Below are 16356 nucleotides of genomic sequence, written 5' to 3' on the forward strand. Positions count from 1 at the left end.
TTCTTGAGCTTGAAAAAGAACTTGCAAATTTACACAAAAAGCAAGCAGCTTTAGTTTTTACATCCGGTTTTGTTGCAAATGATACAACGCTTGCAAGTCTTGCTAAAATCATACCGGATATAGTATTTTTCTCCGATGAGCTAAATCATGCATCAATAATTGCAGGGATTACAAGTTCAAGAGCCGAGAAATATATATATAGACATTTAGACGTTAAGCATCTAGAAGAGCTTTTACAATCAGTCGGTATTAATAGACCGAAAATTATTGCTTTTGAATCGGCTTACTCTATGGACGGTTTTTTCTCACCTATCAAAGATATAATCAACTTAGCCAAAAAATATAATGCTTTAACCTTTATCGATGAAGTTCATACGGTCGGTTTATACGGTAAACAGGGTGGCGGTATTGCCGAGCTTTTTAATTGTAGTGATCAAATCGATATTATTCAAGGGACGCTTGCCAAAGCATATGGTACTATCGGCGGTTATATCACTAGCAACCATAATTTAGTCGACGCTATAAGACTAACCGCTCCAGGGTTTATTTTCACTACTTCATTGCCGCCGGTAATTTCTACCGCTGCAACGCATAGTATTAGACATCTCAAAGAATCGAATGAAGAACGAATAAAACATCAAAAAGTAGTTACAAAACTTAAAAATTCTTTTGAACGTTTTAATATACCTTATTTGAAAAATGAAAGTCATATAGTGCCGATAATTATTGGTGATCCGATTAAAGCGGCGAAAGCCTCAAATATGCTCCTTAATGAATACGGTATTTACGTTCAACATATCAATTTTCCAACCGTACCGAGAGGTACGGAACGCCTCCGAATCATCCCAACCCCTGCCCATACCGACAAAATGATCAATGATTTATCTGTAGCTTTAGTGCAGATATTTGCCGAACTTGATATAGAATTATCTTCTGCTAAAGAATTTAACGAAGAAGTACGCTTAAATCTTATTGCTTAACGCCATTGTGAGGAAAATTACGCAGTAATTGACTAAGCAGTCTAATAACAAATGCTCTTAATGTCATTCCTGCGTGGCATTGTTGCGTGGATCGATTTTCCGTCATTACGAGAAGAATTACGTAGTAATTCGACGAAGCAATCCAGTAAAAAATTCTGTAAATCAGAATTTTTTTAATTATTTTTTTGGATTGCCACGTCGCTTCGCGCTTCGCAATGACGATTTGGCCTCTACGCAACAATGCTTTCAGTTGTTTAGCTCATAATGATATCTATCTTTGGTTAACAATGCCACAAATCTTATACCCAATTTATTTACTTGCTTTTGCTCCTAAATCATCTAGTTTATTGAAATATACTCTAAAAAAAGTAAGATATAACCCTTTAAATTCTTTTTAAAAAATAAAGGGTTACCCCATAAATACCTTATCTTTATATAATTTAAAAAATAGTTGTATTTTTATACCACTATAATATTAATTTTTTATTTCTATATAATTAATTTGTTTACTTTGAAGAATTTATAATTTATTTTTTCTGCAAAATTTCAATACAAAGCTGTAATTATTGAGCTTTTAAAGTTAACTCAGATAAAGAACAAACGAGCAATAACAAAAAAGAAAAAAGTACTTCTACAAAATCGACTACGGCTAGTCGCTTAGCTCATGACAATATCCATCTTTAATTTAGCAATGTTTAAAAAATAAAGTAATATGAATTTTAACTTAATATAATTACCGAATATGTCTTTTTTTGACCGCAAAACTGCAATTATTAAACTCTTAAAACTCATGCCGGCAAAGAGTTTACTGCTCTAAAATAGCAACCTGGCTAGTTGATACTTATCCTGAAGAAGCAAAGAAAAAAGAGGAAGCAAGCAATGATAAACGATTACTTAATGCTAAAAGCAAAGTAAGAAAGAGAAAAATTATTATCATGATTTATAGAAATGAATTGAATAAGCTATTGAACGCTATACAAAAAATAGAACCGAAAATTAAAATAACCAAGAGAGGACGCTGGTTTAGATATTATTATGTTAACAATATTAATAACATAATTAATCATGATAATAAATGCTATGAGATATTTGATCTTAAATCCGCAATTATTAAGTTTCTTAAGATTAATGCCGGAAAAGAATTTACTGCTTCCCAAATAGCCGTATGGATAGTTGAAACGTACTCTCAAGAGGCTGCTCGAAAAGTGCAAACAAGTAACGATAAGCTATTAATGAGCGTTAACAAGATAAGTAACACAAAAGCAATAGTGATACTTTTGTATAAAAATGAAATGAAGACGCTATTACCTACAACCATACCAAAAATAGATTTGACTAAATATTGTTATGTTAATAATACTAATAGAGCGGTTAATTATAATGAGGTCTATTATAATAAAAAATTTGACCGTAAAAATGCAGTTATTGAGTTCCTTAAAGCTCATCCAGGAAAAGAATTTAGTAATGCTCAAATAGCCACATGGATTGTTAATACTTATCCTGACAAAACAAAACGAAAAGTACAAACAAGCAACGACAAACGATTACTTAGCACTAAGAATAAAGTAGCAGAAAAAAATTATCATAATGATTTATAGACACGAATTAAACAGGTTATTACGTACTATATCAAACATCGAACCGAACATTAATACAATAAAAAAGGGAAATCGGGCTAAATATTGTTATATCCAAAATTATTAAAGCCCTTGAAAATTATAAGAAGCAGGAGCTTACTGCTATGGAAATGGCTCAATTGCTGTTAAGTGTTAACGCGAAATAATTAGTGATTGCAAAAATAGACGACTATATACCAGCAAAGGTGAGTTCTGCGAAACTCACAGTTAGCAATGCCTAATCCTGATGGGATTTTACAAAAACTATTGCATATTTCAGCTCTTTAGTTTATTTTGTTTATTTTGATTAGCAAACTATATACAGAATTAATGGATTATTAAAATGGGAATTACCGTATTAAAAAACGAAGGATTGGATTTTCATGCAAGAATTTCTACTCCTTTAAGTGAGATAGATGACGATATTCAAAAAGAATTACTTGATTTAACCCAAAAAGTTAAAATAGCAGGTTTTAGAGCCGGTAAAGTACCGGTTTCAATTGTTAAGAAAAAATACGGTACTTCCGTCAGGAATGATATAATAGAAAGAAGAATTAACCATTCAGTAAATCACGTTATTAAAGAGCATAATCTAAATATAATCGGTAGACCCAAAATTGAAGAATTACAAAACGAATCCGATAAAGCTTTAGAATTTACCGTAAAAATAGAGCTATTACCTAAAATTACTATTCCGGATTTAAAAAAAATCTCACTAGATCGTCCAAAATTAGAAGTAAACTCTAAAGATGTTGAAGAACAACTAGAAAAACTTGCCGCATTAACAAAAAATTATACTAAAGAAAGTAAAGCAAAAATAAAAGATGGAGATCAGGTTACTATTGATGCAATCGGGTACATCAAGGAGAAAGCTTTTGAGGACGGTAAATTAAATGATTTTAAGGTAATAATAGGTAGTAATGCACTTATTCCCGGTTTTGAGAAACAATTAATAGGTTCTAAAACAGGTAGTGAAGTAGATGTTAATGTTACTTTTCCTGAAAATTACCATGCTAAAGATTTAGCAGGTAAGGATGCTCGTTTTGTAGTACAAATTAAAGCAGTACATACTGCAGAACCTACCGTTATCGATGACGAATTTGCTAAAAAATTCCAAAGTAATAGCCTTGAAGAATTGCGTACACATTTTACGAAACAAATAGAAAATGAGTCGGAAGAAGCTATTAATACTATAATGAAAATGAACTTATTTGATAAGTTAGAAAAATTGTTAGATTTTGATGTACCGAAATCTTTATTAGAGCAAGAAAAAAATATTATAAAGTCCGGAGCCGATAAAAATGAACAAGATGAATCATTATTGAAAGATAAATCCTCTAAAGAAATAACAGCATATTATAATAAATTAGCCCTACGCCGTGTGCGAATAGGCTTATTACTTGCTGAATATGCAAAATCTAAAAATTTGCAATTAGAGCCTGATGATTTAAGAAAAGTTATTATGCAACAAGCACGTAATTTTCCTGGGCAGGAAAATATGATATTTGATTTTTATAAAAATAATCCTAAAGCAATTGAAGGACTTAAAGGTCCTGCCTTAGAAGATAAAGCTGTACAATATATATTTAATCACGAAATAAAGCTTAAAGAAAAGAAATATACTAAGGAAGAGCTAGAGAAATATCTAGAAGCAGAAGAGCAACGTATTACTTTAATTTAAAGTTTATTAATTGTCATTGCAAGGGGATATTATTGCGTGGATATCAAGTCGTCATTGCGAGCGAACTTTAGTGAGCGTGGCAATCTCAGAAATCCTCGCAGGCAATACCTAGTAGTATTACTCCTGATTTTTTATAGTCTCTAAAGCAAGTTTAACTATTTTATTTACTCCAGCATTAGTGTAGGTAGAGATAGGAAAAACTTCTTTATTAGTAACTTTCCGCAACTTATTTATTTTTTCCTGTATTTCCTCATCTGTGAGAACATCGTATTTATTAAGACATATGATTTCGATTTTATTTTTTAGATAATCGGAATATGATTCAAGCTCAAGACGTACTGTATTATAATCTGCAACTACATCATTACTAGAACCGTCTATTAAATGTATTAATACATTACATCTTTCTATATGCTTTAAGAATTTATCGCCAAGTCCATGACCTTGATGAGCCCCCTCAATTAAGCCAGGAATATCGGCTATGACAAACTCTTCGTCATCAACATATACCACTCCAAGATTCGGCACTAAAGTAGTAAAGGGATAATCGGCAATTTTAGGCTTGGCTGCCGTTACAACGGATAAAAAAGTAGATTTACCGGCATTTGGAAGCCCCACAAGCCCAACATCAGAGAGAAGTTTTAAACTTAAATGAATCCACATTTCTTTAGCAATTTCTCCTTCCGTACGCTTTCTTGGAGCTTGATTAACCGACGATTTGAAATGGCTGTTACCAAGACCGCCACTTCCTCCTTTAATTATTTCAAAGCTTTGATCATCCACAGTAAAATCATGCAATAATATATTGCCGTCCTCGGAAAAGATTTGAGTACCGATCGGAACATCAAGAACTAATGATTTTCCTGATTTACCGCTTCTATTTGAATCTTTACCGTTTTCGCCGTTTTCTGCGGTAAAATGCTGTTTATATCGATAATTTACTAGCGTATTAAGATGGTGATTACTCCTGAAAATAACACTACCGCCACGTCCACCATCACCACCGTCCGGTCCACCTCTGTCAATAAATTTCTCACGATGGAAACTAACACAACCATTGCCGCCGTTCCCACCTTTTATATATATTTTAACTTCATCAATAAAATGCATATGATTTATATTTTCAACGTCATTGCGAGGAGCGAAGCGACGTGGTAATCTCATCAAATCTCTTGAGATTGCTACGTTCCTTGCAGTCGCTCGCAATGACGACAATGTTTACCTCTCCCGAATACCCTTATACTCTCTATGTACATAACCGGTGTAAAGCTGTCTAGGTCTGCTGATTTTTTGTTCAGGATCTTCGTGCATTTCTTTCCATTGTGCCATCCAGCCTACGGTTCTTGCTATTGCAAAAAGTACCGTGAACATTTGCGACGGTATACCCATAGCTTTATAGATAATACCCGAATAAAAATCAACATTTGGATATAATTTTCTCTCAATAAAATATTCATCTTTAAGAGCGATAGCTTCAAGTTCTATTGCTATTTGTAAGAGCGGATTGTTGTCTAGCTGCCCGAGTTCCTTTAATACTTCTTTGCACGTTTTTTTAAGTACTGCGGCACGCGGGTCATAGTTTTTATATACACGATGACCAAAACCCATTAACCTAAATGGATCATTTTTATCCTTAGCTTTAGCTATGTATTTAGGAATATACTCAGAACTACCAATTTTTTTAAGCATATTTATTACCGCTTCATTAGCCCCGCCGTGAGCAGGTCCCCAAAGTGAGGCAATACCCGTGCTAATACAAGCAAAAGGGTTAGCTCCGGATGAACCAGCAATTCGGACTGTTGAAGTAGAAGCATTCTGCTCATGATCGGCATGTAGGATAAATATCTTATTAAGAGCATTTTTTATTATTGGATTTACTTTATATTTCGTACAAGGCGTTGCAAACATCATATGCAGAAAATTTTCGGTAAAATCTAACGAATTATCAGGATAAATAAACGGTTGTCCTATAGAATATTTATAAGACATTGCGGCGATGGTAGGTATCTTAGCAATCATTCTAATAGCGGTAAGTTCGTAATCTGCTTCCTTAAAATTCAATAAATCAGGATAAAATGCCGAAAGAGAACCGACAGCCGCAAGCATAATAGCCATAGGATGAGAAGAGCTACAAAAGGTTTGAAATAAATAGTGTAATCTTTCATTCACTAATGAATGATGAGCAACCTGTTTAGTGAAATTATTATACTGCTCGCCACTTGGTAGTTCTCCATAAATCAGTAAATAAGCCACTTCTAAAAAATCACTTTTCTCAGCTAAGTCTTTAATATCATATCCTCGATGCCGCAAGATTCCTTTATCACCGTCTATATAGGTGATAGTAGACTGACAAGAAGCAGTAGACATAAAACCCGGGTCGTAAGTAAAGCAATCGGCTTCCGCAGATACCATACTTATATCGATTACATCCTCACCGATACTTGCTTTAAGTATCGGTAATTTAAATATTTTTCCTCTGATTTTTAATTCAGCAAATTCTGAATCATTATTATTTTCATTGGTCATATGGATATACCTTATTTTTATACATCAGTAAGTATAACCCTAATTTAATAAAATTAGAAATGAATTATGATTTATTAGGATTTAAAAATTTTCTTTGATATCTTGCTCAACTTGCAAGGTTAATGAAAATTTAAAACGCACATGCTTCTACTTTCAACTACAAGCCTAAAGCGTTTAATAAAGATCCTATATTGTCGACACTTGGATTACCTTTGCTAGATAACATTCTATATATATGTTGTCTATTTATATGAGTTTCTTTAGAGATTTTTGCTATACCTCCTCTTGCTATAATGGCTTCTTTTAAAGTAGCCATTATAGCTCATTATTATGATCCACGAAATATTACTCTAACGCTTCATTAATATACCCTACTAATATTTCCTCATTTTGTAATTTTTCTTTTAAATAATCTGTAAACTTTCCATATAACACCCTCAATTTCGTTTATAAACTTCTTCTATTATTTCTAAGGCCTTTTTAATATCTTTGCCTTAAGTATCTTTATTACCTGCATTTAATAGCAGACTATCTGTTATAAAAATTGTATTTGTTTAGTGTTTTGCATATTAAGCTTAACTAGAGATGATTACACTGTCGCATATATACAACTAATTGTCCAGTAGAAAATTATTTTGAAAAGTACGTGAAGCTGTGAGTACTAGATTAATGTACAAGTTATGCAAGAAGTCTATTATTGACTAAATACTCCTTAATCTTGAGTAAATCATACCAAGAGGTGCGTTTTTGCATAGGTTGGCGGAGTAAATAGGCAGGATGAAAGATTGCCGTAGTTTGAATAGGAGCGGATAGATATTTATTGGTATAAAAATAATATTCTTGTCTAATTTTAGTAATACCCGAATTTTTTCCAAGTAAGCTAGTTGCAGCCGTGCTACCGACTAGAATAATTAGCTGCGGGTTAATAAGAGCAATATGCTTCTCGACAAAAGGTCTACAAATATCGACTTCTTCGAACGTCGGTTGTCTATTAGCAGGAGGACGCCAAAATACCGTATTAGTAATATAAGCGTTATTTTTTCGTGAAATTCCGATAGCGTGTAGCATATTATCAAGTAAATTGCCACTTTCGCCGTAAAAAGGTATTCCTTTCAAATCTTCGGTACTTCCCGGGGCTTCGCCTATTAACATAATTTTAGCTTCCAAATTACCGTCACCGAAAACCGTATTAGTAGCAAATTTCTTAAGTTCACAACCATTAAAATTTAGTAGAGATTCTTTTAGTTCTTCGATATTATTAGCTTTATCGGCAAGAGATCTTGCTAGGGTCATATTATCATGAACTTTATCATTCATATTGAATGTAGTTTCTTTTGTAGACATAAGTTTTACTTGTGGCTTTTCAGTTAGTTCAGTATTATTACGTACCTTTAATTGCGTTGGATGTTCATGGCAATAATATTCAACACCGATTGCACTTAACCATTTAAGCGTATTATTCATTATCTTAAATAAAATATGTTAAAATATTCCGTACCACACGAACTAAATGGCATAAGGCTTGATAAAGCTCTATCATCGCTTCTTGAAAATGTTTCAAGGAATCAAATCCAAAAAGCTATTAAAGATTCGCAAGTACTAGTTAATGATGTAATTATTTCTGATCCTGATGTTTTGGTCAAGGAGAATGATATTATATTATTTTCTTTTAAAGAACCTGAAGAGCTAAAAATTGCAGCAGCAAATGTAGCACTTGATATAATATATGAAGACGATGATTTGATAGTAATTAACAAAGCTGCAGGTATGACGGTACACCCGGGAGCAGGGCATCATGACGATACGCTTGTTAATGCTTTATTACATCATACAAAAAACTTATCGGATATCGGCTCATCAGAAAGACCCGGGATAGTACATCGTTTAGATAAAGACACTACGGGCTTGATGGTAGTTGCTAAAAATAATAAAGCACATATGCTACTTGCAAATCAGATAGAACAAAGGCAGGTAATACGGAAATATAAAGTGTTAGTGTGGGGAGTAATAAATCCGCTAGAAGGAGTCATTAAGAATAATATAGGTCGCAGCCGAAGCGATCGCCAAAAAATGACCATATTAAAATATGGCGGCAAAGAAGCCGTTACACATTATAAGACTCTAGAATTATTTTATAAAGGTAGTATTAGTATGGTGGGGTGCAAGCTTAGTACAGGTAGAACTCACCAAATTAGAGTACAGCTAAGCCATTTAAAGCATTCGGTAGTCGGCGACCAAACTTACGGCAATAACGACCGAAAAATTGCTCATTCTCCCCCTGAACTAAAAGCAAAATTAATTGATTTTAAACGTCAAGCCCTGCATTCTTGGTATTTAAGTTTTACTCATCCGACTAGTAATGAGATTATGGAATTTTCTTGTGAGTTGCCAAGGGATATGGAAGAGATAATTAATTTATAATTGACAAAATATTAATTTTTAAATATAATATTAAGGATTAATATTTAAAATGAAAAAAGCTAATGCTAAATTAGAAGAAGCCTTATATTCTATGGGAGAGGATATTTTAAACCTTAGAAAACAAAAAGCGAGCTTAGAAGAGATTTTTACTTTTCTGCAAGATTTAAGTACCGCCACAGACAAAATTATTTTCCTTAGATATATCAAATTATAGAGATTGGCCAGAAGTAAAAGATTTTATTTTAAAATTAGGTAATAATTTATCTTTTAAACCGCAATCTATAAAAATTGCTAGCTCTTCCCAATATAGTATAGAACATGAAATTAAAATTTCTGAATTCGTCAATGAAATTCTTTCTCTAAGATTAAAAACAGGCATAGATATTAATAATAGTACGTATATTGATGATGCAAATTATAGGAAAGAAATTTTATTAAAAAAATTTTTAGAAGAATTAAAAAAAAATGATTTTAATGAGCAAGAAGAACAATTAAATAAATTTATAAAAGTTGCATGCAAAGAAACAAAAGCACCTGATAATATAGACATGCAATATATGCAAGCTCTGCGGATTTTCTCTGAATTTGATTTCAGTAAAATAGATGAAAAATATTCTAATTTACAACATCTTTTTACAAAGCTATATAAAGCACAAGAAGTAAAATCAGAAACTTATCATTATGAAGTAGAAGATGATTTACATTTTTATGTGATAAACGTTAATGGAGTAAATGTAACTACTTGGCAAAATTTCTCAAAGAAACAGGGGGAGTTTATAAACCAGTCCGGGAAAAAAGAATATAGAAAAGCTTTTATGGGACTAGATGCTTTTGACTCTCTAGCATAGAATATCATGACCAAGATTTAACAGATGTATATGTAGTTTTTACCTATAATAAAGCATGGGAACAGAAAAGTAGTATTGATATACCATTGGTAGAAATGATTATAACTATGGCAACTTCCAAAACGCAAATTTTATTTCACATATAGGAATAACAAAAGCTCCAATATATGACTATAATAATACTAAAAAACATTCAAGTCTTTCGCTTAAACTTCATGGTTTTATTGCTAAATGTGCAGAGATTATTTATCCTAGCAAAAAAGAATATATGATTACTGTTCCAACAAAAAATATGACTCATATTATTATTAAAGAATATGAGAAAAAACAAATTTTAGATAAAATATATATAGGACATCAAGACACAAAAATACCGCAAGAATCTTTAGAGGAATCAAAATCTAAATATCAAAATACTAAGTGTACACGATATGAGGGACAAGAGTATAAGCATTATTTTAAAGCTTATTTAGAATATATTTTAAAAAATCAACAAGACATTTTAGGTGAGAAGAAAGCTCCCATAAAATTTACCGAAGCAGGATATGGTGCTTTTTCTGACTTTATTTTGTATGGGAAAAATAGTGAAGTACTAAATAAACTAACTGCTGACCAGATAAAAGGAGAGTTCGCTTGGTTTTGTACTAGTCCTTATTTATTAAAAAATCAACACGAACAAGAACCTTTAATCACTTGTGATTTAGAAACATTAGCAAATCTTAGCTTTAAAAATAGCTATATAGAACATGAATATTATTCAGAAATAATTGGTGATATAATAACATAAAACGGTTTATGAAAATAATTAAAATACCTAAAACCAAAAATTATCTTAAAATAGATATTATAACTCTATAGAACCCGAATATTATAAGAATAAATTTGATAATAATATATTTCGTGAATTTACTGAACTTAAAAAACGAGCACCGCTAGGTAGTGTAGATGAGATTTTAGAAATGAAAAATTTTGGCAGAAAATAAAACTTTCCATGCAATGTTCTATAAAGCAAGTTCTTAGTGACGCTACAGATAAATTAAATAAAATAGGTATTAGTTCGCCGCAATTAGAAGCACGAATTTTACTACAGCATGTTATAAATAAACCTATTGAGTATTTACTTATTAATCTTGATGAGCAGTTAAATGAAGCCGAGATAGAAGCTTTTGAAAAACTGTTAGAGAGAAGATTAAAGCATGAACCGATAGTATATATTACAGGTGTTAAAGAATTTTACTCACGTGAATTTATTGTTAATAAACATGTATTAATTCCAAGAAGCGATACTGAAGTTTTGGTGGATGTTGTATTTCAATGTCATCCCCGCGAAAGCGGGAATGACAAATTAAATATCCTAGAACTTGGCACAGGTAGCGGCTGCATTGCTATCAGTCTATTATGCGAGTTACCGAATGCTAATGTAATTGCGACCGATATAAGTCTTGATGCTATAGAAATTATCAAAAGTAATGCGGCAAAATATGAGGTAACGGATCGCATTCAGATTATTCACAGTAATTGGTTTGAGAATATTGAAACTCAGAAATTTGATTTTATCGTTAGCAACCCGCCATATATAGCTCACAGCGAAAAATCAGAGATGGCAATTGAAACAATCAATTATGAACCGTCTATTGCTTTATTTGCTGAAAAAGACGGACTGCAAGCTTACTTTCTCATCGCCGAAAATGCAAAACAATTCTTAAAACCAAACGGTAAGATTATATTAGAAATAGGGTTTAAACAGGAAGAAGCGGTAACCCAAATTTTCTTAGATCATGGTTATAATATTGAAAGCGTTTATAAGGATCTACAAGGTCACAGTAGGGTAATATTATTTACTCCTATTAATCTCAATCGGTCATATGCAAGACGTATCGGTAAAAGCTTATCAGGAGTGTAACAGAATTTATTAGATAACGAACTACCAAAATATTTATTTTCTAAAGAAAAGCTTGTAAATGAAAAACGTAAAGTATTTCTTGAGATAGGCTTTGGTATGGGTGAGCATTTCATTAATCAAGCTAAAATGAATCCTAATGCACTTATTTATTGGGGTAGAAGGTATATTTAAACGAAGTTGCAAATGTTTTAAAGCTTGCAGACGAACAAAATATCACGAATTTTTTATTATTCCCTAATAATTTGGATTTAATATTAAATGAGATACCAAGAGATACCAAGTAAATAGCCTTGATGGAATTTATATTTTATTTCCCGATCCATGGATAAAAAATAAGCAAAAAAAGAAACGTATTTTCAATAAAGAAAGACTTAAGATTTTACAAGATAAGCTAAAAGACAATGGTAATTTAGTATTTGCTTCCGATATCGAAAATTATTTTTATGAAGCAATAGAGTTATACAGCAGAACGGTAATTTTGAAATTATAAATAAAAATGATTATTTAAAACCGCACGATAACTATGTAATTACCAAATATCATCAAAAAGCTATTAAGGTGAATAGAACGCCAAAATTTATGATTTTGCGGCACGTTTTAGGCGATCATTAATTGCAGCCCCTATATTCACTTGAGGTATAGGGCTAACTGCTATACCTCTTACATCATAAGATGCAGCATAATCGTCAAGTATTCTTAAATAAGCATAAAGATTTGCAGCGGCTTCTATAAAGTCACCTTTTACACTTAAGTTTAATGAAAATCTTCCTGTAAGATTGCTATTGCCAAAATTTAATCCGATTTCTTTATCCTCTAAATTTATAGCATTTAGCCTAACCGGTACTTTTGGTGAATAGTGTTTTGCAAGCATTCCCGGAGCCTTTATAGTACTTGTCTCTGATGCTTTTAAAACTTCTATCCCTAGTATTTCTCCTAAAATTTCAGCAGTTATAAACCCTTCTCTAAGAATAGTAGGAGTAACAGTTGTTGTATCGATTATCGTTGACTCTAGCCCATATTTAGATTGATAGATTTCAGGTGCTAAAATAAAAATTTCCTGATTATCCTTAAAATGTTTTGTGACATGCTCAGCGTTAGTCGGACTAATATAGTTTGAAGGGTTAGCACTTGGGGCAGCTATAGGTATGCCTGATTGTCTGATAAGCTCTAACGCTACAGGATAAGACGGTATCCGAAGTGCTATGGTATTTAGTCCTGCTGTTACGCTAGGGGCAATATTTGCATTCTCTTTTAAAGGGACAACTATAGATAATGGTCCAGACCAAAATTTTTCTGCTATTTTTGTAGCTAAATCGTCAAACTCCCCTATTTCCTTTGCTTGCTCTATGGAGGAGACATGCACGATAAGCGGATTGATAGCAGGGCGCTCTTTGAACTGAAAAATCTTTAAACACGCCTCATTATTTGTGGCATCCGCACCAATCCCATAGACTGTTTCAGTCGGAAAAACAACCACTTTACCTGATTTTATAAATTGAACTGCTTTGTTTATCATAAGCGGTTAAACTTAACTACTTTATCAAATAATTCGCAAATATTCTGTAATAACGACAAACGATTTTGAGCGATCTTTGGATCAGAGTCATTAACAAGTAGATTATCAAAAAAGCTAGTAATGGGAGTTAATAGAGACGATAATAAATTTAAGGCTTTCTTATAATCTTTATCAGCTATACTATCTATAATTTGCGGAGAAATTTTTTGGATTACTTCAAATAATTCTTTTTCAGGTTGTGTACTAAAGAGACTCGCATCAACTAAGCCGGTAATTTTCTGATCACCAACTATATTGCTAGCTCGTTTGTAAGCATTTAATAATTGCTTGCCTGCGTTTTCTATTAAAAATTCTTTTAACGCATCAAGCTTAAAGTTTGTATCTACTAAATTTAAGTCAAGAACTGCATTAATTAACGCAATATCATAGTCATTTTTAAAGTAAAATTTTGCTCTTTCTTCAAAAAAAGATATTATTAAATTCTTATTTTCGTCAGATGAATCTTTATATAAGTTTATAGAAAAATTAATTAAATCATTAAAATTTAGCTCTAATTTATTTTCAAGTATTATTCTTATTATACCAAGAGCTTGACGTCTTAAGGCATATGGATCACCTGAACCTGTTGGTGCTTCCCCTGCTATCATCAAACCTACTAAACTATCTATCTTATCGGCTAAAGCAAGTAAAGCCGCATTTCCGCTTGGTACATTGTCGCTCAAACCTTGCGGTTTATAATGGTCTCTAATTGCAGCGGCTATTTCTGCATTTAGCCCTTCATGTTTTGCATAATAATAACCCATAATCCCCTGTAAATCAGGAAATTCCCCGACCATCTCAGAAACAAGATCACTTTTGCAAAGTCTAGCTGCTGTAATCAAATCCTTATTATTTGGAGCTATATAATTACAAATATCGGTTATGCGTTCAATTTTTTCTCTTAAATTACCAAGCTTTGCATGAAATGTTACAGCTTCTAATTGGCCTAATCTTGATTCTAAAGTTTTAGCCATATCCTGCTTACAAAAATATAAAGCATCCGAAAGACGTGCCGATAGAACTTTCTCGTTACCTTGAATAACTAGTTCAGCATTTGTAAATCTGCCATTACTAACAAAGAGAAAATACGGTGTGAAATTTCCTGTTTTATCAAATAAACAAAAATATTTCTGATGCGTACGCATCGAAGAAATAAGTACTTCTTTAGGTAACTCTAAAAATTTTTGCGGGATTTTTCCAAGCAGTACAACAGGAAATTCGCTAAGCCCTGCTACTTCTTCTACTAAACGATTATCTCCTTTTATAATTAAATCATGAGAATTTGCTAGTTCCAGTAAACCGGTTTTAATTATTGCCTCTCTCTTTGCTCTTTCTAAAATAACATGATTTTCTAAAAGCTTATTTCTATAATCTTCAAAATCTGTTACTTCTAATTTTTTATTATCAGTAAGACGATGCCCATACGTAATATTATTAGCGGTTAAATACCCAAATTGTATCGGTAATATTTCGCCGTCAAATATGCATAAAATATTTCGCAGAGGTCTAATCCATTTTATTTTGTAATCACCCCAAAACATCGATTTTGCCCAGCTATATTTATTAATAGCCTCTATAATAATCTCCGGCAAAATCTCTTTTATTTCTCTTTCTTCTGTTTTTTTGACAAAGAAATAATATAGCTGATTACTAATTAATTTAGTAGAAAGCTCTAATTTACTAACATTATGAGCTTTACAAAAGCCGTTAATAGCAGCTTCCGGAGCTTCTATGCTTGGTCCTTTAATTTCTTCCTCTTTTGGCAAAGTTATCTTTGGCAAATGGGTAGCATGCAACGTTACCCTGCGAGGTCCCGCGAATACTTGTACTTTTGCAAATATTTCGTTTTCTTCAAAAATTTTCGTGAATATATTTAAATAACCCTCTTCAGCATTTCTTTGCATAAAAGCCGGAATTTCTTCGCTAAATAGCTCTAATAATAACTCGCTCACTTGTTCATCTCCAACCATTTTGTACAACAAATTCTAGCTAAATGACGCACTCTTAAAACATAAGAAGCACGCTCAGTGACGCTAATTACTCCAAGTGCATTTAGTTGATTAAATGCATGACTTGCCTTAAGGCATTCATCATAAGCCGGCATAGGTAAATTAGCTTTGATTAATCTCTCACACTGGTCTTCGCTATCCTTGAAATGTCGCAGTAACATTTCACTATCGGCAAGCTCTAAATTATATTTTGAAAATTGCCGTTCAGCTTCGAAATCCACTTCACCGTATTTTAAAGCTTTTTCGCCTACTTGCCCGTTCCAATCAAGCTCTCTTACTTCATCAACACCTTGAATATATAAAGCAAGCCTCTCAAGTCCATAAGTGATTTCACCGGCAACGGGACGGCATTCAATACCGCCGATTTGCTGCATATAAGTAAATTGCGATACTTCCATACCGTTACACCATACTTCCCAGCCAAGCCCGGCAGCACCTAAGGTTGGCGACTCCCAATCATCTTCAACAAATCTGATATCATGAATTTTTAAATCTATGCCTAAACATTCTAAGCTTTTAAGATATAACTCTTGAATATTATCCGGCGACGGCTTTAAGATAACTTGAAACTGATAATAATGCTGCATTCTATTAGGATGCATGCCATACCTGCTATCCCCTGGTCTTCTTGATGGCTGAACATATGCAACAGACCAAGGTTTAGTACCAAGGCAGTGAAGCACAGTTGCAGGGTGAAACGTACCGGCTCCAACATGGGCATCGTAAGGCTGCAATATTGCACAGCCATAATCCTGCCAATAATTTTGTAATGTCAGAATAATTTGCTGAAATGATAATTTTTTCATAAGGTATTATT

At 32.6% G+C, this 16356-nt stretch carries 14 protein-coding genes and 2 pseudogenes; 9 read left to right on the forward strand and 7 right to left on the reverse strand.

What is annotated here, in order from left to right:
* From hemA to tig, 3 genes are all read left to right on the forward strand, one after another.
* The coding region (gene hemA / locus RGRA_RS0100005) for a 5-aminolevulinate synthase (RefSeq protein ID WP_024547194.1) at positions 1 to 980 on the forward strand (980 nt) is incomplete at its 5' end.
* 935 nt (positions 981 to 1915) lie between these two features.
* Complete coding sequence (locus RGRA_RS12850) at positions 1916 to 2578, forward strand: hypothetical protein (RefSeq protein ID WP_236609737.1); 663 nt, start codon at positions 1916 to 1918, stop codon at positions 2576 to 2578.
* Positions 2579 to 2939: 361 nt separating this feature from the next.
* On the forward strand, positions 2940 to 4277 hold the full coding sequence (tig, locus tag RGRA_RS0100020; protein ID WP_017442739.1) for a trigger factor: 1338 nt from the start codon (positions 2940 to 2942) through the stop codon (positions 4275 to 4277).
* Positions 4278 to 4394: 117 nt separating this feature from the next.
* Here tig and obgE read toward each other — a convergent pair whose 3' ends face one another.
* From obgE to RGRA_RS0100040, 4 genes are all read right to left on the reverse strand, one after another.
* On the reverse strand, positions 4395 to 5387 hold the full coding sequence (obgE, locus tag RGRA_RS0100025; RefSeq protein ID WP_024547195.1) for a GTPase ObgE: 993 nt from the start codon (positions 5385 to 5387) through the stop codon (positions 4395 to 4397).
* Between the two features lie 108 nt (positions 5388 to 5495).
* Entirely contained in the window at positions 5496 to 6803 is a 1308-nt protein-coding gene (locus RGRA_RS0100030) for a citrate synthase (RefSeq protein WP_017442741.1), read from the reverse strand.
* Positions 6804 to 6960: 157 nt separating this feature from the next.
* Complete coding sequence (locus RGRA_RS0100035) at positions 6961 to 7119, reverse strand: helix-turn-helix domain-containing transcriptional regulator (RefSeq protein WP_029662543.1); 159 nt, start codon at positions 7117 to 7119, stop codon at positions 6961 to 6963.
* 362 nt (positions 7120 to 7481) lie between these two features.
* Positions 7482 to 8267: a uracil-DNA glycosylase gene (locus tag RGRA_RS0100040; protein ID WP_017442742.1), complete on the reverse strand. Its 786-nt coding sequence runs from the start codon at positions 8265 to 8267 to the stop codon at positions 7482 to 7484.
* Positions 8268 to 8282: 15 nt separating this feature from the next.
* Here RGRA_RS0100040 and RGRA_RS0100045 point away from each other — a divergent pair, with 15 nt between their 5' ends.
* The 6 genes and pseudogenes from RGRA_RS0100045 to trmB all read left to right on the forward strand — a co-directional run bounded on the left by RGRA_RS0100045 (position 8283) and on the right by trmB (position 12587).
* A complete protein-coding gene (locus RGRA_RS0100045; RefSeq protein ID WP_017442743.1) occupies positions 8283 to 9224 on the forward strand; it encodes an RluA family pseudouridine synthase in 942 nt (313 codons plus the stop codon).
* Positions 9225 to 9273: 49 nt separating this feature from the next.
* A complete protein-coding gene (locus RGRA_RS11595; protein WP_157668003.1) occupies positions 9274 to 9438 on the forward strand; it encodes a hypothetical protein in 165 nt (54 codons plus the stop codon).
* Between the two features lie 343 nt (positions 9439 to 9781).
* The gene (locus tag RGRA_RS12205; RefSeq protein ID WP_017442744.1) at positions 9782 to 10072 is read left to right on the forward strand and encodes a hypothetical protein; all 291 of its coding nucleotides are present in this window, start codon (positions 9782 to 9784) and stop codon (positions 10070 to 10072) included.
* A gap of 268 nt (positions 10073 to 10340) precedes the next feature.
* Positions 10341 to 10859: a hypothetical protein gene (locus RGRA_RS12855; RefSeq protein WP_017442745.1), complete on the forward strand. Its 519-nt coding sequence runs from the start codon at positions 10341 to 10343 to the stop codon at positions 10857 to 10859.
* 8 nt (positions 10860 to 10867) lie between these two features.
* Positions 10868 to 11055 (forward strand): annotated as a pseudogene (locus tag RGRA_RS12860) (hypothetical protein).
* 8 nt (positions 11056 to 11063) lie between these two features.
* Positions 11064 to 12587 (forward strand): annotated as a pseudogene (gene trmB, locus RGRA_RS12865) (bifunctional peptide chain release factor N(5)-glutamine methyltransferase PrmC/tRNA (guanosine(46)-N7)-methyltransferase TrmB).
* On the opposite strand, the gene RGRA_RS0100085 reads toward trmB, so the two are convergent.
* From RGRA_RS0100085 to RGRA_RS0100095, 3 genes are read right to left on the reverse strand one after another with little or no spacing between them, the layout of a single operon-like run.
* The gene (locus RGRA_RS0100085) at positions 12553 to 13491 is read right to left on the reverse strand and encodes an L-threonylcarbamoyladenylate synthase (protein ID WP_017442746.1); all 939 of its coding nucleotides are present in this window, start codon (positions 13489 to 13491) and stop codon (positions 12553 to 12555) included. The pseudogene trmB and the gene RGRA_RS0100085 overlap by 35 nt on opposite strands.
* Positions 13488 to 15482, reverse strand: coding sequence for a glycine--tRNA ligase subunit beta (gene glyS, locus RGRA_RS0100090; RefSeq protein WP_024547196.1), 1995 nt, complete (start codon positions 15480 to 15482; stop codon positions 13488 to 13490). Before glyS ends, RGRA_RS0100085 begins: the two co-directional genes overlap by 4 nt.
* Positions 15479 to 16345, reverse strand: coding sequence for a glycine--tRNA ligase subunit alpha (locus tag RGRA_RS0100095; protein ID WP_017442748.1), 867 nt, complete (start codon positions 16343 to 16345; stop codon positions 15479 to 15481). Before RGRA_RS0100095 ends, glyS begins: the two co-directional genes overlap by 4 nt.
* Positions 16346 to 16356: the final 11 nt, after the last annotated feature.

It is taken from the genome of Rickettsia gravesii BWI-1, assembly GCF_000485845.1.
In the GTDB taxonomy this organism is placed as follows: domain Bacteria; phylum Pseudomonadota; class Alphaproteobacteria; order Rickettsiales; family Rickettsiaceae; genus Rickettsia; species Rickettsia rickettsii.

Coding starts and splice junctions, on each gene's coding strand:
- RGRA_RS0100045 (WP_017442743.1), top strand. CDS start 8,283: ATGTTAAAATATTCCGTACCACACGAACTAAATGGCATAAGGCTTGAT.
- RGRA_RS0100035 (WP_029662543.1), bottom strand. CDS start 7,119: ATGGCTACTTTAAAAGAAGCCATTATAGCAAGAGGAGGTATAGCAAAA.
- RGRA_RS11595 (WP_157668003.1), top strand. CDS start 9,274: ATGAAAAAAGCTAATGCTAAATTAGAAGAAGCCTTATATTCTATGGGA.
- obgE (WP_024547195.1), bottom strand. CDS start 5,387: ATGCATTTTATTGATGAAGTTAAAATATATATAAAAGGTGGGAACGGC.
- RGRA_RS0100095 (WP_017442748.1), bottom strand. CDS start 16,345: ATGAAAAAATTATCATTTCAGCAAATTATTCTGACATTACAAAATTAT.
- RGRA_RS12850 (WP_236609737.1), top strand. CDS start 1,916: ATGATTTATAGAAATGAATTGAATAAGCTATTGAACGCTATACAAAAA.
- tig (WP_017442739.1), top strand. CDS start 2,940: ATGGGAATTACCGTATTAAAAAACGAAGGATTGGATTTTCATGCAAGA.
- RGRA_RS12855 (WP_017442745.1), top strand. CDS start 10,341: ATGATTACTGTTCCAACAAAAAATATGACTCATATTATTATTAAAGAA.
- RGRA_RS12205 (WP_017442744.1), top strand. CDS start 9,782: ATGCAAGCTCTGCGGATTTTCTCTGAATTTGATTTCAGTAAAATAGAT.
- RGRA_RS0100085 (WP_017442746.1), bottom strand. CDS start 13,491: ATGATAAACAAAGCAGTTCAATTTATAAAATCAGGTAAAGTGGTTGTT.
- RGRA_RS0100040 (WP_017442742.1), bottom strand. CDS start 8,267: ATGAATAATACGCTTAAATGGTTAAGTGCAATCGGTGTTGAATATTAT.
- RGRA_RS0100030 (WP_017442741.1), bottom strand. CDS start 6,803: ATGACCAATGAAAATAATAATGATTCAGAATTTGCTGAATTAAAAATC.